Origin of the sequence: Methanobrevibacter sp. (assembly GCF_045646045.1) — an archaeon.
In the GTDB taxonomy this organism is placed as follows: Archaea; Methanobacteriota; Methanobacteria; order Methanobacteriales; family Methanobacteriaceae; genus Methanocatella.
This window is the reverse complement of the sequence record NZ_JAZRJY010000149.1, coordinates 1-21,427: the sequence shown is the minus strand read 5'-3', so window position 1 is coordinate 21,427 and position 21,427 is coordinate 1. Positions and strand designations below refer to the sequence as shown.

The window sequence follows — 21,427 nt, the reverse complement described above, 5'->3', positions numbered from 1 at the left end:
TTGTAAGCATAATAAGCCTGTACTTGTGATGGAGCCTTTGAAAGGTGGTTTTTTGGCTGATGTTCCTCCTGAAGCTGAAAAATTGATGAAGGATTATAATCCGGATGCTTCTGTTGTTTCATGGGCATTGAGGTTTGTGGCCAGTCTGGATAATGTTTGTATGGTTTTAACCGGTGCAAGTAGCATGGAACAGTTGGAACAAAATATTGATGACTTTGAAAACTTTACTCCTTTAAATGATGAGGAATATGAAATTTTAGAAAAAGTAAATGATATTATCAACTCCAACATTGCTGTAGAGTGTACTAAATGCAAATATTGCTTGGATGCATGTCCTGAGTCTATTAACATACCAAAAATCTTTGATTTATATAATAATGAAAAGATGGTAGGTAATTTACTTTGGTCTGCTTTTGGTTATTCCTATTGCAATTATTCTAAATTGCCTGGTGTGGGTATTGCATCTGATTGCAGTGAATGTGGAATGTGTGTTGAAGAATGTCCTCAGCATATTGATATTCCAAAAGTCATGAAAGATGTTGTAAAAATATTTGAAACTGAATATTATGGTTTTAAAGAGTAGATAATTTGTCAAAAAATTAGCATTCTATTTTTTGTTAATTAAATAAATATTGTTTGGGAGTTTTCACTCCCAAATTTTTCACGTTTCGTTTTGCGGTTTTTCAATTTCACCAAACCAATTGGTTTTCGTACCGACAAAGTAGATTACAATGAACACCAGTATATCAAAAGCAATTACTATTAACGCATCAGTTAATGTAGTTGTGGAAGAAGTCACTTCCAATCCAAACATTACGGTTAAAGTAATAAATAAATTATTTGCAGTATGTAATGCAGCACCTACTTCTAAACCATTGGTTTTCCAGGCAAGAAACCCTGTACCAAGGCCAAAAATAAATACTTCAATGTTCCCCAGATTATCATATCCGTGAGATAGTGCAAAAATTATACCTTGGAGAATCACGGCTAAAATAGGTATTTTAAACCATGATCCGAAAGTTTGCATAAACAAAGCACGGTATACATATTCTTCGGCAATACATTGGAGAGGTACTGTAATTAATGCTGCAATCAAAAATGTTATTGTGAAATGGTTGGTACCTTCTGCTTCGCCCAGTGTTAAAACTTCAAAGATTAATAACATAATTAATGGAATTATTAATGATTTGAAATAGAGTTTAAAATTCCAGCCTCCTCGTGAAGATGAGTAAGATGAAAATGGTCTATCCTTAACAATTTTGGAGGCAATAAATATGGAGGGAATTGCAACGATTATTCCTAAATCCGTATAAATTTCCCCTACTGCAGTATTTAATGCTTCATATCCTCCTATATCAATTGAATATATAACATCCCACCCATATACTTTACCAAAAATCATTGTTATTAAAGAATTAAGTAGGATGTAAATTATTAAAGCAATAATGAAAACAAGTATTGGTTTGTACCATTTATAGTTCTCGAAAGTTCTTGGAAATGTAATATATTCAGATATTTTATTTTTTTCTACCATATTTATAAATATTATTCAAACAAATATATATTTTTCATTTCAGAGGAAATGATATTCTTTTCAAAAATCAAAAAATTTCTAAAATGTTATTTCAAAAGCATACTATTAATAAGATAAATTATATATTTATATATAATTCAATTAATTTCGAGGAATATTATTATGATACCTGGTATGAATAAAAAACAGATGAAACAGATGGAAAGACAAATGAAAAAAATGGGTATGAAGATGGAGGACCTTGATGGTGTAACTGAAGTCATTATCCGTTTTGAAGATAAAGAATTAATTATTGATAATCCTTCTGTCAGTTTAATGAATGTTATGGGTCAGGAAACTTATCAAGTTGAAGGTAATGCTCGTGAAGTAGAACTTGAATATGAAGTTGAAATTCCTGATGAAGATGTTGAAATGGTAGCTAATCAAGCTAATGTTTCGGAAGATGTTGCAAGGCAAGCGTTAGAAGAATCTAAAGGAGATCTTGCTGAAGCTATTATGAAATTAAATCAATAGATAGTATGACAATTATAGTACATATTTCTGATTTGCATATAAGTAAGGATGCATTTGATGAAGAAGCTTTTATGCAGGCAGTCAGTGAAATTAATAATATACAACCAGACATGATTATATTAACTGGAGATATAACAAATAGTGGTTATTATAGAGAATATCAGAAAGCTATTAAATATTTGGATATGTTTGAATCCCCATTATTTGCAATTCCGGGAAACCATGATTCACGTAATCTTGGTTATCAAAGTTTTGAAGAATTGGTTGGTGAAAGAAGTTGGAAATTAACAAAAGATGATGAATTTACTGTTATTGGTCTTGACAGCAGTGCTCATGATGAAAATAGGGGCAATATTGGTATTCCACAACAGTTATGGATGGAACATCAATTAGATGAATGTGTTATTAATGATATGTTTACAATTGTTGCTCTTCACCATCATGTTGTCTCTATTCCGGATACGGGTCGTGAACGTAATGTACTGTCTGATGCAGGTGATATTTTAAAAACATTAACTACTCATGAAGTAGATTTGGTATTATCCGGACACAAACACGTTCCTAATATTTGGAAAATAAATGATACGCTCATTGTTAATGCAGGTTCACTTTCTTCAAATAAGTTAAGGGGTAAAATAGGTAATTCTTATATTGTTTATAATATTTCTGAGGATTCAATTGAGGTATTTTTACATAATGTTGGTGGAGAAAAATTATTATTTGGAAAATACCGAAGAAAATATTAAATATCTGTTTAAGTTAATATAATAAATGATTAATAGATTACATTTATAGGGTGATATTATGAAAGTAGTTGTCGATGCTTCTAATGTTGCACATCATGTAAAAAACGAAGATTCACAACCTCAAATGGTTAATATTTTAGCTGCTGTAAAAGCATTAGAGGAAAGTGAAGATGAATTCGTTATTATAGCAGATGCATCTCTTCGTCATGAAATTGATGACAAGGATGCTTTTTTAAAACTGTTGGAAAATGATAATGTAGAAGAAGTTCCTGCAGGTAATGATGCTGATCATTTTATTTTAGAAATTGCTTATAGTGAAAAGGCAAAAATTTTGTCAAATGATAAATTCAGGGATTATGCTGATGAATTTAAAAATATTAATTCATTCAGGATTCCATTTGTAATAAAAGATAATAGGTTAACATTTGGCAGACCGAAAAAACCAAAACATGATAAGAATATTTTGCAAAATATCTCAGATGAAATTATTAAACAATTAAACTTTAAAAAATGGGAAGTTTACACAGGTAAGGAAGGATTAGAAATTTCTCCGTTAAATATTGCAAAACAAGCTATTATTCGTATTGATGACGAGAATAATATTAATTCTAAAGTTGAAAATATATTCTCAAAAATACCTATGTTTAATAAAATTGTAGATATGGTTGATGATGTCGAAATAGCAGCTCCTTATGTTATTTTTGTACTTGTTCATCCAAAAGACTATAAATTAGCTGTTAAAAATGCAGGTAATATTTCTGTAACTGTTGCTGATAGATTAGGTCTTGAAAAGAAACCATTAATTGCAGTACGTAATGATTTATTCACTAAACCAGGTACCTTTGAATTAAATATTTTGTTGGCTGATGAAGTTACTGAAAATGCCCCATATAATATTTTAGTTCGTGTAAGTGCTCATGATGAAGTATTTATAAAGAAAAATTCAAGAAATATTGCAAGTACTATTGCAGGTAGACTTGGTTCATGGAAGTTTCCATTTGTTTCAGTAAAACCGGACATGTTATTAGAACGTCCAGGTCAATTTGAAATTGAATTAGAAAAAGGAGGAAAATTGGATGGTTAATAGCTTATCTAAGGCTATAATTAAGCTAACCACAGGTCTCACACCAATTAGTGTAGGGACTAAATTTTTCCCAACAGATTCAATTCAAAATGAATATGTTGAATTATTTAATTATACTCAAACTATCCTATTTGAATTAGAAAAAGCAGAAATTAGTGCTGAAGGAATCGAAAGTAATCTTATAAGAGATATCGGTGCTGAAAACATACCTGAAAAGTATAATTTCTATGAAATTAAGCCTGCAGAAAATAAAATAGAAGAGTATGCACTTGTAAGTAATATTGTTATGGGTAGTGACCGTTATTTTTATGTTGAACTTCCAAATCCATCTAATTTAATTAATATCTTCGTTAAAATTATTGAAAATGAAAAAGGAGAAATTGTTGAAAAAAGCTCTACTGAACTTGTTGCAAAAATGTTAAGTAAAAACGATGCAATCAGGGTAGCTATTGAATTAATTGGAATAGGTCTTGAAAGAAATGTTGAAGTTATGGCTGCAGTTGGAATGACTGGTGCTGCTTCAATTGAGAGATCTATTAATTACAGACAAAGTTTAGGTAATTTTCCTGGTGTGGCATTTACCAAACTTGGTGGAGAATATGCTTTGGTTTTTGATGGTCCTTTTAAATTGGCCCAGTCTAAACCTTCAGAGTTCCAAAATTATCTATTTGTTGATTTGATTGATTCAACCGCATATACAAGTAAACATGGTAAGACACAGTTAGTTGATTTGATGACAAACATCAAATACTTCATTGAAACTGAATGTGGTGGAGAACTTGAAGGTTACCGTGAAGGTGGGGATGACTTTATTGCAAGATTCCCATCCAAAGATTTAGCTATTCGTGCAGGTTTGGATGCTGCTTGGTTTGCACTTGATAATGATGCAAAAATTAGAGCAGGTGTTGGTAGGACTAGAAGAGAAGCTGGTGAGAGAGCTCAATTAGTAGATAATATAGGTTCAACTTCTCCGTTATCATTAGTAGTTTTTGAACTTGCAAATGGTTTATATGCATATAATGTTCCATCTGAATTTATAAGAACTTTAATCAATTTATTAGAAAATGAAAAACAGAAATTAATTGGAGTATTTGCATTCGTATTCATAATCACTTATTTATTAAATGTTATTGGATTGGGTGCATTTAGTTTTATAACGATTATTATTGCATTAGTATATGCTTTTGTTGCATAATATAAAAAATGAAAAGGGAATTGTATGGCTCGCAGAAATGAAGGGATTATAGCACTTTTAATGATACTGGCATTAATAGCTTTTGTTGTTGGTTCAGCTGTTGGAATTTCAATAAGCATTGGTGAGCATGATAATCAAACCAAACAGAATAATACTACTCATTTTGAAAATGTGACCAGTGAGATGCTATCTAATAAGAATCCTAATGTAAGTATTGAATATGATTATGATTTAGATAGTGTTGATTATAATCAAAATTATACTAATATAACTAGATGACGTGATAATATGGAGTTTATTCGTGAAATTGATGGTGGATTTTCCGTCATTGATGATATTAAAGTATCTGGAGCTCGTGAAGGAAAATATGGGGTTACTGTAATTTTAGCCCCGGATAGTACTGCTTCTGCTGTTTTTACAACAAACAAAGTTGTTGCAGCACCTGTAACTTATACAAAAAATGTTGTTAAAAACGGTATTGTGTCTGCTATTTTTGTGAATAGTGGTAATGCAAATTGTTTTACAGGTCAAAAAGGAATTGATGATTGTGAAAAATTAGTTAATCTTGTTTCTAAAGATTTAAAAGTTCCTGAAAGTGAAATTGCAATTTGTTCTACAGGAGTTATTGGCCGTGAAATGCCTATGGATATAATATCTGAAGTTGCTTATGAATCTATTTCCAAATTAGATGATAAGCCTGAAAATTCATTGGCTGCTGCAAAAGCAATAATGACTACTGATACATTTCCGAAAGAAGAAGCGGTTGAAGTCACTTTAACTACTGGTGAGGTTATAAAGATTGCAGGTATTGCAAAAGGTAGCGGAATGATTGCTCCTAATATGGCAACAATGTTGTCATTTATTGTAACCGACGCCGTTATTTCTCAAAAAGCTATTAAAAAAGCATTAAAAATAGCTGTTGATTTAAGCTTTAATATGATTGTTGTCGATGGTGATGAAAGTACTAATGATACCTGTTTAATGTTGGCTAACGGATCATCTGAAGTAAATGTTGAAAATAATGATGAAATTGATTCCAATTTCCAAGAAGGTCTTAATCATTTGTGTATTAATTTAGCTAAAAAAATGGCTCGTGATGGTGAAGGAGCATCTAAATTTATTGAAGCTAATGTTTGTGGTGCCGAATCATTTGAAGATGCTAAACTTGCAGCTAAAGCTATTGTAACTTCTCCATTATTCAAATCTGCTGTTTTTGGAGGCGATCCAAATTGGGGTAGGATTGTTTCAGCTATTGGGTATTCTGGCTGTGATTTGAATCCTGATATTGTAACAATTGCGATTGCAGATGATTCTGATGAAGTGGATTTGGTTCGCAAAGGTGAAATTCTTGCTTTTGAAAACACTCCATATTTAGAGCGTGCAGAAAAAATAATGCAATCTAAAAATATTGCAGTAAAAATTAATATGTTTTTAGGTGATGGTGAAGCCACTGCATGGGGTTGTGATTTAACTTATGATTATGTTAAAATCAATGCAGAATACACCACATAAGAAAAACATATAAATACTTTAAAAACAAATATCTTTATGTTATAAAATAATTCTAATTATTATAATTACAAAATTTAAAGGAGGGTAAGATATGGCAAAAGTTAAAGGAACTAACAGAAGAACCAGACAAAAAAGAAGTTATACTAAACCTGGTAGTAAAAGAGGAAGAGGAGTTAAACAAACTTGGAAAAAATAAGTCCTCTGGACACTTCTTTTTTTAACCATAACCAAAATTATTTTTTCCATAAAATTAAACCATCATTTAATTATAGTCACGATTAATTATTTAATATCTTTGTATCTAAACTATTTTTTTAATTCATTATATTTTTAATTTAATCTATATTATTTATCATTAATTGACTTACCATTGGGTTTATGTAGATGTTCATTTAATTTTTTAGTGTTTTTTATCAAAATGATGGATTTTTAAATAATATTAAATACTATTTTTCAAAGATTTAATATTGGTGATTGTATGATGATGCCCACAAATGGACACAGAGCACATGGATTTTCTAGTGATTTTTTCCTAGATTCAAATGAAATAATTGACGAATTAAATTTAAAAGGTTCGGAAATAATTATGGATGCTGGATGTGGGGATGGACACATTGCAATAAAACTTTTAGATGAATATATTGATTCCGGTACAGTTTATGCCGTCGATGTTTATGATAAGTCAATTGAGGATATGGAAAAATATAAATTAGAAAACAATGTAGATAATTTAATTAATATTGAAGCAGATATTACAGAAGGCATATCTGAAATTGATAATGGAACCTTGGATGTAATATTGATGGTAAATGTTTTCCATGGTTTTACCGCTTCAAGAAAAATTGATGAAGCAATAAGTGAATTTGCCCGTTTAATTAAAGATGATGGCAGAATTGCTATCATGGATTATAAAAAATGGGATGTTCCTAAAGGACCTCCAACTCAAGTAAGAAGCTCTCCTGATGAACTTGAAGAGTATTTTGCAAAACATGGTCTTAAAATGACATATTTGAATGAAGAAATTGGAGAAGATATTCCTGAAGGAAAATCACATTACTTCATTGTATTTGAAAAGGAGTAATATAAAATGATTTTTGCAGTTATATTGGCAGGCGGAATTGGATCAAGGATGGGTGGAACAGAAACACCCAAACAATTTTTAAATTTAGGTGATAAGCCTGTTATTATTCATACAATCGAAAAATTTGTTATCAATTCTAAATTTGATAAAATTATTGTTTTATCGCCAAAAAGCTTTATTAATCATACTAATAATTTGCTTAATGATTATTTTGGTGAAAATAATAATATAATTGTTTTGGAAGGTGGAAATACAAGAAATGATACCTTAATTAATTCTATTGATTATATTAAGGATAATTTTAGTATTGATGATGATTCAATAATTGTTACTCATGATTCAGTTCGGCCATTTGTCACTCATCGCATAATTGAAGATAATATTAAAGCTGCAAAAGAATTTGGTGCTTGCGATACAGTTGTTCCTGCAACAGATACTATTGTTGAAAGTGTTGACGGAAAAGTAATTAAGGATATTCCTATAAGGGACAATTTTTATCAGGGCCAGACTCCTCAAAGTTTTAAAATAAATAAATTGTATGAATTAATTAATAATTTAAGTGATAGTGAAACTAATATATTAACAGATGCATGTAAAATATTTGTTCTTAAAGGTGAAGATGTACATCTTGTTGAAGGTGAAATAACAAATATTAAAATTACTTATCCATATGATTTAAAATTAGCTAATACGATTTTAAAGGAATCAGATCATGATTAATATTATTTATAGATTAAAATCTCCAAAATTCTTTGAAGAAGCTATTGAAGAAATTGAATTAAATGATGTTGTTGTTAGACCAACTTATTTATCAATATGTCAGGCGGATCAAAGATATTATCAAGGTTCAAGACCTTCAGATATTTTGTCACGAAAATTGCCTATGGCCCTAATTCATGAAGCTGTAGGGGAAGTAATTAGTGATAGTAAGGATATTTTTAAACCTGGAGATAATGTTGTAATGATACCAAACACTCCTTTTGGCAAAGACGAGTTTCGTGCTAATTATTCAGAATTATCTAAATTTAGAGGAAGTGGATTTGATGGATTTACAAGTGATTTGGTTAGCTTAAAACATGACCGATTAGTTAAATTGCCGGATAATTTTAATTTACAGGTATCATCTTTTATAGAATTGATGACTGTTGCATATCAGGGAATAATGAAGTTTTTAGAGTTTAAAAAAGCATCTTGTAAGGTTTTGGGTGTTTGGGGTGATGGAAACTTGGGTTATATCACTTCTCTGCTTCTAAAAGAAATCTGTCCTGAGTGTGAAATCATTGTTTTTGGAAAGCATATCGAAAATTTAAATCTATTTTCATTTGTAGATAATATTTATTTAATACATGATGTTCCAGATGGTTTAAGAATAGATCATGCATTCGAATGTGTTGGTTCTGCAGCTTCACAATCAGCTATTGAACAAATAATTGATTTAATAAATCCTCAAGGAACAATTAATTTGTTTGGTGTTAGTGAGTATCCCATACCGATTAATACACGTATGGTTTTGGAAAAAGGATTAACACTTCAAGGAAATAGTAGGTCTGAAAGAGAAGATTTTGAAGGTGTTGTAAACCTTCTTTGTAATAATCCTCAACTTTTCAATTATTTATCTAAATTAATTACCAATGTCTGTGAAATCAAATCCCTTGATGATTTAAAAACATCTTTTGATAAGGATTATATTTCAGACTTTGGAAAAACCATTCTAAAATGGGAAATTTAGATTTGAAAATATGCCTGCCTAATCAGTTTAAAGCATTCGACTCTTATGTTTTTTCTATCTTTTTTCGGCACCATAATTGGAATTGTTAAAAGACTAACAAAATCTTCATCATCAAGACTAATATTCTTATTAACTTTTTCTTTAATTTGATAAAGAATATCGTAGGCAGGATTGTCATCTATGCAAGCTAATTTAATATTGAATTCTGCATCTGACTTAATGGGTATTTCCGGAACTAAAACTTGATTTGAGCATATTACATATATTGTAATCAGCACTTCATTTTTTTCATAAAGTTCTTCTGCAAGTTCCACATATTTGGCAAGTTCTTCTTCATCAAAATCGCCAATCTGGTACTCTAAATCTATCAAATCTCCTTCTTCGGTAATAAATATGTCTCCTCCTTGATGGCAATTGTCACTTACTGCAATCATTTCCGGTGGTGCATAATCGATAATATTTCTCTCTTCATCGAATGCCTCTTTTATTACCATTATTTCTGGAATTATATTTTCTTTCTTCATTTTATTTTAACCTCTTTTAAATTGATTTCTATTAGTTATTTTATATTTAATAGATTATAAATTAGTAAGTTTTATTTTAAAGCAATTTAACTATGTTATTTGAATATTTTAAAGATAATATAACTTTTATTTTTTATGTAATTTTTCGCCTTCATGGCAAAACTTTATAAACAAGTTATACACAATATATTATTAAAGATGTAACTTTGTTGTCGAGTATATTATTTTAAAGGTGGTGGTAAAAAAAATTTAAGTTGTTTTTGTCTATTCATATTTCACCTAAAACACGAAAAATCATGTTAGAAGGAATAATAGTTTCTTATTTGTTCATTTCTCATAATAAACTCCTTTGTTTTAAAACGGGCAAACACGCACCAAAAATTAAACCATCCCCATTCTAGCATGATTTTTTTCACATTTATCTTTTTATCTTTGATTTCATTCTGTTTATCACAGAGTCCTTTTGAACCTGTGCCAGTCTAATTTTAAAGTCAGCATCGGACATTATTTCGTATAATTGTATGTTTATTTTAATTGATGGCGCACAGTAAACATATACATTTACTTTTTGTCCATGTTTTTCATAGAGAGCTTCTGCGAATTCAATGTAATTGACATGATCTTCAATATCATAGTCTCTAGTTTGAATCTCTAAATCAATAAATTCATCATCTGCTGTTGTATACACATATCCTCCAGGATAAATGCCTTCTTTTACTTTTCTTATTTCTTCTGGAGTTTCTTCAATTATTTCCCTATTGTCTTTAAATGCTTTTCTTATTAAACTTATATTTTCATCATTCATTTTATCAACCTTTTGTTAACTATTGTTTTCCATAATTTTAAACATTCAATTCGTAAAAATCTTTTATCTTCTGGTGGACCCATTGTTGGTATCATTTTTAAAGCGAATAAATCATCGCTATCCAATTTTTGTCTGTTTTCAACTAGACTTTTAATGTGTCTTAAAGTTTCATAAGTGCTGTTGTATTCCATTAATGAAATATTTATTTTTATTTTTGCAGGTGTTTCAAAGTCATTGGTTGCATTAAATTTTATATGTGGTAAGCCTAAAATGTAAATACAGACTTCTTTTCCACTTTTTTCATATAGTTCTTCTCCATATTCTTTATATTTTTTAAGTTCATTATTTCCAAAATCTTCATTTGTCAATCCGTAAGATATTAGCTCATTATTTTTTGTTTTGTATATGTCTGCTTCGATTTCATGTTTTTTAGATATTGACTGTATTTCGTCAGATGCTTTTCCATCAATTTCTCTAAAGTCACCAAATATAGTTTCTATTAGGTCATATGCCATTTCATCATGATCTTTTTCATACATTATATATCACCTTTTTTGAATTAATGATTTCATAATTAGTAATATTTAATTTTAAGGTTTATAAATTAGTATAGTATAAATTCATACAATATTCTATTGTTATTCAAAAAAATTAGCCCATATAAATATTATAATTTGATGGTAAATTATTTTTATGAGGTAATTTAAAAATTAATGTATAAATCTAGGCTGTAAAAAAAGTCATGCCTGATTTTTAAATTTTGGATGGGAGACTAATTTTAAAATTATTATTTCCAAGATATTAATTCGTTCAAAATCCAATTCAATCAAAGAAAGTATTAATATTAACAAAAAAAGATATAATTTATATTACTTAAAGTGAAAAGGTGTTTAAGTGAGTGAACAAAAATTAGAAATTTTTAATGTTTTAAATTTTTTAAATAGCGGTTATGAACTTGAAGATATTTTAAAAGAAGGTAATTTCGGTACTTTTCCTTCAGCAGATGCCTGTATTGAATATCTTGTTGAAAACGGATATCTTGAAGGTGATGGTGAAACTGTTACTGCAGAATCACTATCTAAAAAATATACTGTTGCACAATTAAAAGAATTACTTAAGGAAAATGGTTTAAAAGTATCTGGAAAAAAACAAGAGCTTGTTGAAAGGTTATTGCCGGTTTTAGGTGGAAATTCCAATAGTTATGAATTAACTGACAAGGCAAAAGAATTCATTAAAGAGAATGAATGGATTGATTTATACATGTTTGCACTTGTTGCATTCAGATTTGAAGATTATGAAACTTATGTTGCATCATCAAGTGAAGATAATGTTCAAACTGCTTTAAATTTCTGTGATGAAATTATTTCAAGAGCATTAGTTTCCAATCAATTTTTAGTATTTATTGATGCGCTGTCTGCAAAAGCTCATGTTTATGCATATGATGGGGATTATGAAACCTTCTTGGATTATGATTTACAAAGATTTATATTGGGTTTAAATCCAATTGTAATGGATGCAAAAACTTATGCGAATTATGATATTATTAATACTGCTAATATAATCAATTTAAAAAATGTTTTAGAGAAATTTAATTTCGGTAGCTTAAAGAAAAGATTTGATAAAATATGGTCCAAATCTCATGTTACAAACATAACAGTACCTAAAAAGACTTCTTATAAAATCTTACAAAAAGCACTTGCTGGTGAAGATTTGGATGAATTAAACTTTGATTTGAGAGAAAAATACTTCAATAAAAAATTCGGGGTTTAAATAATGAAAGCTAAAGTTGCTGGAACTGTTTTTTTGATTGGTAGTTTATTCTATCTAATTGGCGAAGCTATTTCTGCAACTTTTTTCAATGCTCCATTAATTGATACTTATTTGTTCCACACCATTTCCGAACTTGGAATTCCAAACGGAAATTCTCCATTATTCTGGTTAATGAATTCTGCTTTTATTTTAAGCGGTTTGACATTATGTTTTGGTAATTTTTATAAGTTTAAAGATTTTATAATAAAACATAAGTCGGCTTTTTATATTTTAACATTAATTTCGGCACTGGGAGTCATTATAGTTGGTTTGATTCATGGCGGAAACCCATTAACTTCTGGTTATCATACAATAGGTGCGATAATGGCGATTTTAGGTGGAAATATATTACTTGTTTTAATCTCCAGATCTATGAATGAATTTGAAATTTATCAAAAAATTACTTTAATTTTAGGGATTATCGGTTTAATAGCTTTTTGGATAATGTTTTTCATTATGGGGAATCAATTCATGCCTCTATTTGAGAGATTATCAGTTTATCCATTAATTCTGTGGTGCTTTTTAACGGGTTACTTTTTAAATACAAAAAATTTAAATAGTTGGAAGTTAACTTAAAATTAAGGTGGTATTATGGCGAACCTTGATAAAGATGTAGAAGAAAAAATTTTAGCTATCGTTGAAAAATATCAAAAAGATGACACAAAACTTTTAAATTACTTAATAACTGATGATAAAATTACCTTTTTCTCACCAGTTGCTAACGGCAATCAAATTACTGCTGAAGACTTACAAAAAGTTGCAGATATTTTAAACGGTTCATTTGAAGGAATGGAAATTGTTAACCAAGAGTACAGATTTAAATTCAAATACGGATTATAGGGATGTTTAACTCCCATTTTATCTTTTTTTACAAATTTGTGCTGACATAATTATTTGTTTCAGTTTTTTTAGGATATTTTTTTTAATTATATTAATTATGATATAAAAAACTGAAATATTTATTAATAATTAAATCAAATATTAGATGTAGTGATAACATGAAAGATATTGATGTTTTAATTGAAGCTTTACCCTATATAAAAAAGTTTCATGATAAAAAAATTTTAATTAAGTATGGCGGACATGCAATGATAGATAAGGAATCCATGTCTTCTACAGCTCGTGATACTGTTTTGCTTAAATATGTAGGTATGAAACCGATTATTGTTCATGGTGGAGGTCCTGAAATCTCCCGTTCAATGGAAAAATTAGGAAAAAATCCTGAATTTATCCAAGGTCTAAGAGTTACTGATGAAGAAACAATGGAAATTATTGAAATGGTTCTTGCAGGTAAAATAAGTTCCGATATTGTTTCTGAATTAATTAAGCATGATGGTGATGGAATCAGTTTATCTGGTAAGGATTCCAGCTTAATTCTTGCTCATAAACAAGGTGCAAAAAAAATTGAGGGTTCAGATGAGGAAATTGACTTAGGTTTAGTTGGAGAAATAGAATGTGTTAATCACAATTTACTTAAAATGTTTGTTGATAATAATTATATTCCAGTAATATCTCCAATAGGTGCTGCTAAAGATGGATCAAGCCTTAATTTAAATGCAGATACTGCTGCAGGTGAAGTTGCAAGTGCTGTTAAAGCTGAAAAATTAATTATTTTAACAGATGTTCCTGGTGTTTTAAGAGACCCTAATGACCCTTCATCATTAATTCAAAAAATCAGAATAAGTGAAGTTCCTCAGTTAATTGAAGAGGGAATTATAACTGGAGGAATGATTCCAAAAATAGAAACTTGTGTCAATGCTGTTGAAAAGGGTGTAAAATCTTGCCACATTATTGATGGACGTAAAAAACATTCTATTTTACTTGAAATATTCACCACAAATGGTATTGGAACTATGATTTCGAAATAGATTTTTTATTCGTGAGGATATTTTTCCTCTTTTATCTTATTTTTTCTAGATTAATTTCTATCTAACTTAAATATCTTTAAATTAAATATTAAATTGAAGGTTTTATTATCTGTATAAAATCATTAATTTAAATGTTGTATTATATTTTTAAACCATCAAAAAATAAGTTTTTTCTTGATTTTACTTGGATAAGTTTTGCCTTCTGGTCATGGCTGAGAATTTTGTTGTTAATCTTTAAATGATATATACTAAGTTAATACAACAAAAAATGAATTTAAAGTTAGATTCATTTCTAACTTTTCATTCATTAAATGTCCTTCTTAATTCTCGTCTAAGTAATTTCCAACCGTTTACTCTTGGGAGTTCATCTAAATCATAGATTTTACGTGGAACTTTATAACGGGATAAGTTTTCACGGGCATATTTAATTAATCCTTCATGATCTGCCTCATCGTTCCAGACAACTGCAGCTACAGGTATCTCTCCCCTGTGGCGGTCACCAATACTGAATATTGCTATTTCTTTTAGTTTCGGATATTTTATCAATGTCTCTTCAACTTCTGTTGGATAGATTTTCCATCCGCTCATTACAATCATGTCTTTTTTACGGTCAGTAATAAACAATCTGTTATCATCATCTAAGTATCCGATATCTCCTGTTAAAAACCATCCGTCATCTAAAAATGACTCGATAGTTTGTTTTTCTCTTCTCCAGTAACCTTTTGCGATTGCAGGTCCTCTTAAAGCAATTTCTCCTTGTTCATATTTGTCTAATTTTTTTGAGGGATTATTTTCATCAACAATTTTTACTTCTGAAAAACATACTGGATGACCCACACTTTCAAATCTATCTGCTTCACGATAATCTTCTGGTCTAATAACAGTTCCTGTTCCGATAACTATTGATTCTGATAATCCATATGCATTAATAATTGGAATTTGGTAAGTTTTATGGAATTCTTTCCATATTTCTTTATGTAAGGGTCCGCCTCCGCTTATCATTTCACGGACAGTTTTCAATTCTTTTGTTTTGTCCATGGTTGTAAGGGAATGAATTACTGGTGGCATTCCGGTTAATACAGTTACTTTTTCATTTTCACACAATTCCAGATATTCATCTAAATCAAACTGTTCTATTAAAATATAGTATGCTGCTGCTCTAAGTGCTGCTATTGCCCATGAAAGGCCGACATGTGCCATAGGATAAATTCCTAAAAAGATGTCGTCTTGTTTTAATGTTAATACATCACATTCATTATGTATTGCAGTAAAATAGTTTCCATGAGTTAGCATTGCCCCTTTTGGTTTACCTGTTGTACCTGATGTGTATTGTAGTTGACATAAATCATCCCAATCTGTATCGTAGGCATCTAAAACTTCACAGTTTTTATATTCATTTATATTATGGGGAATATATGTGTTGATATTAATTAAATCACGGGCTTCATCATCGGTAATTAATAATTTAGCCTGTGAGTCATTTGCAATATATTCCAATTCGGAAGCAGTAAAGACTCTATTTGTTGGAATTGCTATTGCTCCTATTCTCCATATTGCGAAAAGTGAAAATAAGTATTCGCAAGAATTATTTAAATAGATTAAAACTCTATCTCCTTTATCTATTCCTAGATCATGTATGTTGCGTCCAATTTCGGAAACTATTGATAATATTTCTCCAGAGGAATATTTTTCACCGCTTTTTGGGTTGTATAATACTTTTTTATCTAATCTTTTTGAATTTGCATCTAAAAATGTAGTAATATTTAGCATTAAATCACCTCATGAACAATTGCTTCTGTCATTTCTTTTGTTTTAGCAGTACCTCCTAAATCAGGAGTTAATATTTTACCTCTGCAAACAACATTTTCAACAGCTTTATTTATTTTGTGAGCTATTTCCTTTTCTCCAATGTAATCCAGCATCATTGCAGTTGATAATATCATTGAACATGGATTTGCAATACCTTTGCCTGCAATGTCTGGTGCTGAACCATGAACAGGTTCAAATAATCCATTTTCATCTCCAATATTTCCTGATGGTGCAAGGCCTAATCCTCCAACTAAACCTGCACTTTCATCAGAGAGAATATCTCCAAATAAATTGGTTGATACAATAACGTCAAAATTTAGTGGATTTGTAATTAGATACATTGCCGTTGCATCAACATAAAAGTCTTCAGTATTAATTTTCGGATAATTTTCAGCTACTTTATAAAAGGATTCTTTAAAAACGCCATCGGTTTTTTTCAATACATTACTTTTATGGACACAAGTCACTTTGTTTAGTTTTTTTCTTCTTTTAGCTAATTTAAAAGCAATTTCACAGATTTTTTCACTAGCTTTTCTTGTAATTACACGTTCGGCAATTACTTTATCCTCATCCCCATACTCATTTTGACTGTATAATCCTTCTGTATTTTCACGTACTATTATAAAATCAATATCTTCAGCAATTGATTTAATTCCTTTATATGATCTGATTGGCCTTAAATTTGCATATACATTGAGTTCTTTTCTTAAATTAATTATTGGGCTTGGTTGGCCTGGTGTTGAAGTTGAAGCGCCAAACAGTGTTGCATCACTGGACTTTGCAATTTTAATTGTTTCTTCAGGTAATGTTGTCCCGTTTTTATTAAAACAATCAAAACCTGCTTCACCGTATTTAAAATTAAAATTTAAATCTAATTTATCTAATAAATATTCGGCTGATTCCATTACTTCATTTCCAATACCGTCTCCACCTATTATCGCAATATTATACATTATTTCACTTTTTTTGTTCGCATATTATCAAAATACTTTTATACATATAAATATAAAGATATATTTATTTAATAATTGCTATATTTGAGGGATGCATATGTCTGAAATAGATGAATTAATTGAAAAATTAAATGATAAAGATGATTTTGTTGTTGAAGATGCAGTTGGTGCATTAGAATTAAAAGGTGAAGAAGCTGTAGAACCTTTAATTGAAGCTTTATCTAGTAGAAAGAAAAATATTCGTTTGCATGCTGCACAACTTTTAGGTGCAATAAATGATGAAAGAGCTATTGAACCATTAATTTCAACTTTAAAGGATAATAACAAATTAGTTAGAAGAGAAGCTTCAACTTCATTAAGCCGTATGGGTCCTGCTGCAGTAGAACCTTTAATTGCTGTATTAGACGACCCTGATTGGAGAGTCAGAGGAGCAGCTGCATGGGCTTTAGGTAACTTGAATGATGAAAGGGCTATTCCTGCACTTGAAAAATTACTTGATGATGAAAGCGGTTATGTAAAATCAGGTGCACAAAGTGCAATAGCTACAATTCAAAGAAAAGCTTAACTCTTTTCTTTTTTTCCTTTTTTTCCTTTTTTTTGATTAGATTTTTTCATTATCGCTGATTTAAAAAATTATTATATTGGTGATAGATACTTATAATGCGATTACGAATTCTTAAAAAAATAAAATTGGATTATATTAGTTATAATCCATTATTCAGGCTTCAATTTCTTCTTTTTCTTTTTTCTTTGGTATAATAACTAATTTTTTGTTTTCTTCATCAATTTCCATTACAATTGGTTCAGATTCTAATGCACCAGGATCTTTTTCTACACATTCATTAATTTTTGCTTGTATTGTTCCAATATCTTCAGTATCGATTAAATCAACAATTTCTAATTGTTGTTGGAATCTTTCAATACCTTCAAGAGGAACATTTTCAACAAATGGTATAGCACCAGTAGCTCCGATAATTTTTTTCTTGTCAGGATCTGCTCCATTTTCGTGCAGAGCTTTGAAACTTTGGCCCGTAATGTGGCCTTGTACTTCTGCTCCAGCCAATATTAAAAATCTTATATTTGGATTTGATATAATATTTGCTACAACCTTTTCAATTCCTAAATTTTCAGTTTTACATGGACCTGCAATTGCTGCACCATTTAAATCAGCTTCAATATGTGAAGCAAGAGTTGTTACTGCAACAGGACTTTCTGGGTCCCCTACAATATAATCTCCACTAATTACTGGCCATCCGTCTGCAGGTGATTTTTTATCTGCCATTTTAATGTACCTCCATTATAGTTTATAATTTATTATCTTTATTTTAATCTTATATGCTTATATATTTTATTATTCGTTATTATTTTTTTGAATTTTTTAATGTCGTTTTGTACTTTCAATGCCAATTTCTTATATAAATTTATATATTTTTTAAATAAGATTATTTCATACAGATATAAAAGGTGAATTATATGAGTATTAAGAAAGTTGTTGTTGCAGGTGGTGGAGTTTTAGGTAGTCAAATTGCACTTCAATCTTCATATTGTGGCTTTGATGTAACGATATGGCTTAGAAGTGAAGGATCTATCGAAAGAGCTAAACCAAAATTAGAAAGATTTAGAAATATTTATGTCCAAACTTTAGAAGCTTTTAAAACTGATAAAAGCCAATACTGCGCGGGTCTTGCTAAATCTCCAGATATTTCAGATGAAGAAATTGATGCATTAATCGAAGATGCTAAAAAAGCATATGATAACTTAACTTTAACAACTAGTTATGAAGAAGCTGCTCAGGATGCTGATTTGGTAGTTGAAGCTATTGCAGAAGATCCTGAACAAAAAATTGCATTTTATCAAGAATTAGCTAAATATCTGCCTGAAAAAACTATTGTCGTAACCAATTCTTCTACATTACTGCCATCTACTTTTGCTGAATATACTGGAAGACCTGAAAAATACTTAGCACTTCATTTTGCAAACAATATTTGGATGAATAACACTGCTGAAGTAATGGGTCATCCTGGAACAGAACAAAAGTATTATGATGAAGTTGTTCAGTTTGCAGAAGATATTAATATGGTACCATTAAAACTTAAAAAGGAACAGCCGGGTTATATTTTAAACTCAATGCTTGTTCCGTTTTTATCTGCTGCTGAGATGTTATATGCATTGGATGTTGCCGATCCGGAAACTATTGATAAAACATGGACAATAGCAACAGGAGCGCCAAATGGACCTTTCCGTATTTTGGATGTTGTCGGTTTGGTAACTGCATATAATATTGTAATCATGAATCCTGAGGCTAAAAACCCAGACTCCGTTCATGCAAAGATTGCAGCTAAACTAAAAGAAAAAATAGATAAAGGTGAAACAGGTATTAATGCTGGAAAAGGATTTTATGAATATTAAAATCCTTTTTTATTTTTTTTATGGATTACAATTCTTGCACGGTTGATATCCTTGATTAATTGCTTCATTTCTTGATGTAAATGTTACCTTATTTTTTTCAGACATTTTTCCAACAGATTTACATGTTGGGACATGGAATTTATGTGAATTTGAATTTCCAATGTATGTTCCAGAAGCACTTGATGAATCGGATGATGTGTCTGAACTTGTAGATGTGCCGCTTGATACATGGGTATTATCTCCTGCCCAATTAAACGGATAGAATTCGCTTGGCGGTATATACATTATTTCTGCAAGCCCTTCTTTTAAAAGTATTTCATTTAAATTCTTTCCGTCAACTATTACAACAGCCAGGGTCCTTCCATATTTGTCTGTGTGTTTTGAATTATCAATGTCAAGGCTAACTTCTCTATTCAAGCATAATTTTTCAACAAGATATTTTGACGTATCTGCTCCTGCAACTCCTTTTTCCGGTGTATTAACTCCAACTAAACGGACCTTTCCTACTCCTTCCACGGTAATGGTGTCTCCGTCAGATACCTTTGTACATATACCACTAACTTCTTTTTTACAGTCTGTATCGCTGTATTTGCTTAAAATATCCTGTAGTGATAGTGATGAATAATCAGATACTGATTTATCGTGTGAAAAACCAGTTCCAGTATATGCAACGGCTGTACCCATTACTCCAGCTAGAACTAATATTACAAATATAATAAAAATGTGATGTTTATTTATTTTTACCATATTATATTGTTAGTATCATGTTATTATTAAATATTTGGTGTTTGTTCAGCCAGACATAAATGGCATATTGCATTAGGATTATCTTTTTGATTGTCTTTAACTGGACAATAAAAGGTATTATTTTCCTTAGTTACTTTTAAATTACCAGGAAATTCACTTCCTACGGGATGAATTGGTTCTTCTAAAATAAATGTGGTGTAAAGTGAAGTTATTACATAAATTAATGGAAATTTGTCATCTATATCATCGCTCAATTTTTCATTTTCAAAAGTGTTTTTAAGTAATGGCAATGATTCATCTAGTTTATTTAAATCTATTTTTTCAACCATATCTTCATTATTGTCTGCCACTTCTTTCATGCGCATAATAAAATATTTTATATAAATTTCCAAGTATTTTTCTCTGTATTGTGATTGGACATATTTTCCATCTTCTCTCATTCTTGCTGAAGCCAGCATCAGGTCATAAGGAGAAATGTTACGTGCATATTTTTTTAAAATAACCATCAAATCATTTTTCGTTACAATATTATTTAACATTATTTTATTCAGTTCAATCAGTATGTCTTCACTTTTCATGTTTTACTAGTTTATCTAAACAAATATTTAAGTAATTATACCAATATATCATGTGTTTTTTAACTCTCTCTCAGATATATTCTATATCAAATCTAATACAAATAATTTTTGTGATATCGTTCAAAAGCATTAGATTATAACAAAAATTAGAATTTTAGACAAAAATTAATAATATTATAAAAAATAAGTGTATTAAACAGCACAAAAAGAAATAATGCAATACAATAAAATTCACTAAATAATTCAAATTTAAACGAGCCACCAAAAATTTTTTCACGAATTAGTGGAGGAATGATCCTCCACCAGAACCTTTTCCTTTTTTGTGCCTAATTAACAATATTGTCATTAATGGCATATATAATTGAAATTAAGAATTAAATTACATATTTTTATTTTAGATGGATTATCATTCTCCATTGAATAATCTTTGAATAATCAATGAATAAAACATTAGACTCTTTCAAAAACTTTGTTGATTTGAAATTTTTTGATGAGAATTAGTTGTGCATTTTTAATTCTGTTTAAAAATAG

The 21,427-nt window shown here is 29.7% G+C and carries 24 protein-coding genes and 1 pseudogene; 16 read left to right on the top strand and 9 right to left on the bottom strand.

Translation table 11 applies throughout. From position 1 onward, the window contains the following. Positions 1–583 (top strand): aldo/keto reductase (locus ACKI5C_RS10025; protein WP_407432982.1); only part of this gene is annotated, 583 nt, incomplete at its 5' end. Positions 584–661: 78 nt separating this feature from the next. On the opposite strand, the gene ACKI5C_RS10020 is transcribed toward ACKI5C_RS10025, so the two are convergent. Further along, entirely contained in the window at positions 662–1,534 is an 873-nt protein-coding gene (locus ACKI5C_RS10020; protein WP_407432981.1) for a CPBP family intramembrane glutamic endopeptidase, read from the bottom strand. Between the two features lie 162 nt (positions 1,535–1,696). On the opposite strand from ACKI5C_RS10020, the gene ACKI5C_RS10015 reads away from it, so the two are divergent. From ACKI5C_RS10015 to ACKI5C_RS09975, 9 genes are all read left to right on the top strand, one after another. After that, positions 1,697–2,047 (top strand): nascent polypeptide-associated complex protein, encoded by a 351-nt coding sequence (locus tag ACKI5C_RS10015; protein ID WP_296797034.1) that lies wholly within the window; start codon positions 1,697–1,699, stop codon positions 2,045–2,047. A 5-nt stretch (positions 2,048–2,052) separates the two neighbouring features. Next, the gene (locus tag ACKI5C_RS10010; protein ID WP_407432980.1) at positions 2,053–2,793 is read left to right on the top strand and encodes a metallophosphoesterase family protein; all 741 of its coding nucleotides are present in this window, start codon (positions 2,053–2,055) and stop codon (positions 2,791–2,793) included. Between the two features lie 58 nt (positions 2,794–2,851). After that, entirely contained in the window at positions 2,852–3,877 is a 1,026-nt protein-coding gene (locus ACKI5C_RS10005; RefSeq protein ID WP_407432979.1) for an NYN domain-containing protein, read from the top strand. Next, complete coding sequence (locus ACKI5C_RS10000) at positions 3,870–5,072, top strand: hypothetical protein (protein WP_407432978.1); 1,203 nt, start codon at positions 3,870–3,872, stop codon at positions 5,070–5,072. Before ACKI5C_RS10005 ends, ACKI5C_RS10000 begins: the two co-directional genes overlap by 8 nt. Before the next feature lie 24 nt (positions 5,073–5,096). Further along, positions 5,097–5,351 carry a hypothetical protein gene (locus ACKI5C_RS09995; RefSeq protein ID WP_407432977.1) on the top strand — a complete coding sequence of 85 codons (255 nt, stop codon included), beginning with the start codon at positions 5,097–5,099 and terminating at the stop codon, positions 5,349–5,351. A 9-nt stretch (positions 5,352–5,360) separates the two neighbouring features. After that, on the top strand, positions 5,361–6,584 hold the full coding sequence (argJ, locus tag ACKI5C_RS09990; RefSeq protein WP_407432976.1) for a bifunctional ornithine acetyltransferase/N-acetylglutamate synthase: 1,224 nt from the start codon (positions 5,361–5,363) through the stop codon (positions 6,582–6,584). Between the two features lie 478 nt (positions 6,585–7,062). Further along, positions 7,063–7,665: a class I SAM-dependent methyltransferase gene (locus tag ACKI5C_RS09985; RefSeq protein WP_407432975.1), complete on the top strand. Its 603-nt coding sequence runs from the start codon at positions 7,063–7,065 to the stop codon at positions 7,663–7,665. 6 nt (positions 7,666–7,671) lie between these two features. Continuing rightward, positions 7,672–8,385 (top strand): 2-C-methyl-D-erythritol 4-phosphate cytidylyltransferase, encoded by a 714-nt coding sequence (locus ACKI5C_RS09980; protein WP_407432974.1) that lies wholly within the window; start codon positions 7,672–7,674, stop codon positions 8,383–8,385. Continuing rightward, the gene (locus tag ACKI5C_RS09975; protein WP_407432973.1) at positions 8,378–9,394 is read left to right on the top strand and encodes an alcohol dehydrogenase catalytic domain-containing protein; all 1,017 of its coding nucleotides are present in this window, start codon (positions 8,378–8,380) and stop codon (positions 9,392–9,394) included. The genes ACKI5C_RS09980 and ACKI5C_RS09975 overlap by 8 nt, the downstream gene beginning before the upstream one ends. Here ACKI5C_RS09975 and ACKI5C_RS09970 read toward each other — a convergent pair. The 3 genes from ACKI5C_RS09970 to ACKI5C_RS09960 all read right to left on the bottom strand — a co-directional run bounded on the left by ACKI5C_RS09970 (position 9,391) and on the right by ACKI5C_RS09960 (position 11,262). Beyond that, positions 9,391–9,918: a hypothetical protein gene (locus ACKI5C_RS09970; protein ID WP_407432972.1), complete on the bottom strand. Its 528-nt coding sequence runs from the start codon at positions 9,916–9,918 to the stop codon at positions 9,391–9,393. The two genes, ACKI5C_RS09975 and ACKI5C_RS09970, sit on opposite strands and share 4 nt — an antisense overlap. 418 nt (positions 9,919–10,336) lie before the next feature. Further along, entirely contained in the window at positions 10,337–10,723 is a 387-nt protein-coding gene (locus ACKI5C_RS09965) for a hypothetical protein (protein WP_407432971.1), read from the bottom strand. After that, positions 10,720–11,262 carry a hypothetical protein gene (locus ACKI5C_RS09960; protein ID WP_407432970.1) on the bottom strand — a complete coding sequence of 181 codons (543 nt, stop codon included), beginning with the start codon at positions 11,260–11,262 and terminating at the stop codon, positions 10,720–10,722. Before ACKI5C_RS09960 ends, ACKI5C_RS09965 begins: the two co-directional genes overlap by 4 nt. 355 nt (positions 11,263–11,617) lie before the next feature. Here ACKI5C_RS09960 and ACKI5C_RS09955 point away from each other — a divergent pair, with 355 nt between their 5' ends. The 4 genes from ACKI5C_RS09955 to argB all read left to right on the top strand — a co-directional run bounded on the left by ACKI5C_RS09955 (position 11,618) and on the right by argB (position 14,400). Continuing rightward, complete coding sequence (locus ACKI5C_RS09955; RefSeq protein ID WP_407432969.1) at positions 11,618–12,493, top strand: SAP domain-containing protein; 876 nt, start codon at positions 11,618–11,620, stop codon at positions 12,491–12,493. Between the two features lie 3 nt (positions 12,494–12,496). After that, complete coding sequence (locus ACKI5C_RS09950) at positions 12,497–13,108, top strand: DUF998 domain-containing protein (RefSeq protein WP_407432968.1); 612 nt, start codon at positions 12,497–12,499, stop codon at positions 13,106–13,108. 15 nt (positions 13,109–13,123) lie between these two features. After that, positions 13,124–13,372 (top strand): hypothetical protein, encoded by a 249-nt coding sequence (locus tag ACKI5C_RS09945; protein ID WP_407432967.1) that lies wholly within the window; start codon positions 13,124–13,126, stop codon positions 13,370–13,372. A gap of 158 nt (positions 13,373–13,530) precedes the next feature. Next, entirely contained in the window at positions 13,531–14,400 is an 870-nt protein-coding gene (gene argB, locus ACKI5C_RS09940) for an acetylglutamate kinase (protein ID WP_407432966.1), read from the top strand. A 300-nt stretch (positions 14,401–14,700) separates the two neighbouring features. Here the strand turns inward: argB and ACKI5C_RS09935 are convergent, their stop codons facing one another. Further along, positions 14,701–16,170, bottom strand: a complete 1,470-nt coding sequence (locus ACKI5C_RS09935; protein WP_407432965.1) for a class I adenylate-forming enzyme family protein — start codon at positions 16,168–16,170, stop codon at positions 14,701–14,703. Next, positions 16,170–17,162 carry a homoisocitrate dehydrogenase gene (gene aksF / locus ACKI5C_RS09930; RefSeq protein ID WP_407432964.1) on the bottom strand — a complete coding sequence of 331 codons (993 nt, stop codon included), beginning with the start codon at positions 17,160–17,162 and terminating at the stop codon, positions 16,170–16,172. Before aksF ends, ACKI5C_RS09935 begins: the two co-directional genes overlap by 1 nt. 91 nt (positions 17,163–17,253) lie before the next feature. Here aksF and ACKI5C_RS09925 point away from each other — a divergent pair, with 91 nt between their 5' ends. After that, on the top strand, positions 17,254–17,727 hold the full coding sequence (locus tag ACKI5C_RS09925; protein WP_407432963.1) for a HEAT repeat domain-containing protein: 474 nt from the start codon (positions 17,254–17,256) through the stop codon (positions 17,725–17,727). A 156-nt stretch (positions 17,728–17,883) separates the two neighbouring features. Here the strand turns inward: ACKI5C_RS09925 and mtrA are convergent. Continuing rightward, positions 17,884–18,444 (bottom strand): annotated as a pseudogene (gene mtrA / locus ACKI5C_RS09920) (tetrahydromethanopterin S-methyltransferase subunit A); the annotation flags it as partial. Positions 18,445–18,635: 191 nt separating this feature from the next. Here mtrA and ACKI5C_RS09915 point away from each other — a divergent pair. Then, positions 18,636–19,571: a 3-hydroxyacyl-CoA dehydrogenase gene (locus ACKI5C_RS09915; RefSeq protein ID WP_407432962.1), complete on the top strand. Its 936-nt coding sequence runs from the start codon at positions 18,636–18,638 to the stop codon at positions 19,569–19,571. Positions 19,572–19,589: 18 nt separating this feature from the next. Here the strand turns inward: ACKI5C_RS09915 and ACKI5C_RS09910 are convergent, their stop codons facing one another. Together ACKI5C_RS09910 and ACKI5C_RS09905 are read right to left on the bottom strand one after the other, a co-directional pair. Beyond that, complete coding sequence (locus ACKI5C_RS09910) at positions 19,590–20,318, bottom strand: thermonuclease family protein (RefSeq protein ID WP_407432961.1); 729 nt, start codon at positions 20,316–20,318, stop codon at positions 19,590–19,592. 26 nt (positions 20,319–20,344) lie between these two features. Then, a complete protein-coding gene (locus tag ACKI5C_RS09905) occupies positions 20,345–20,896 on the bottom strand; it encodes a DUF2115 domain-containing protein (RefSeq protein WP_407432960.1) in 552 nt (183 codons plus the stop codon). Between the last annotated feature and the right edge of the window lie 531 nt (positions 20,897–21,427).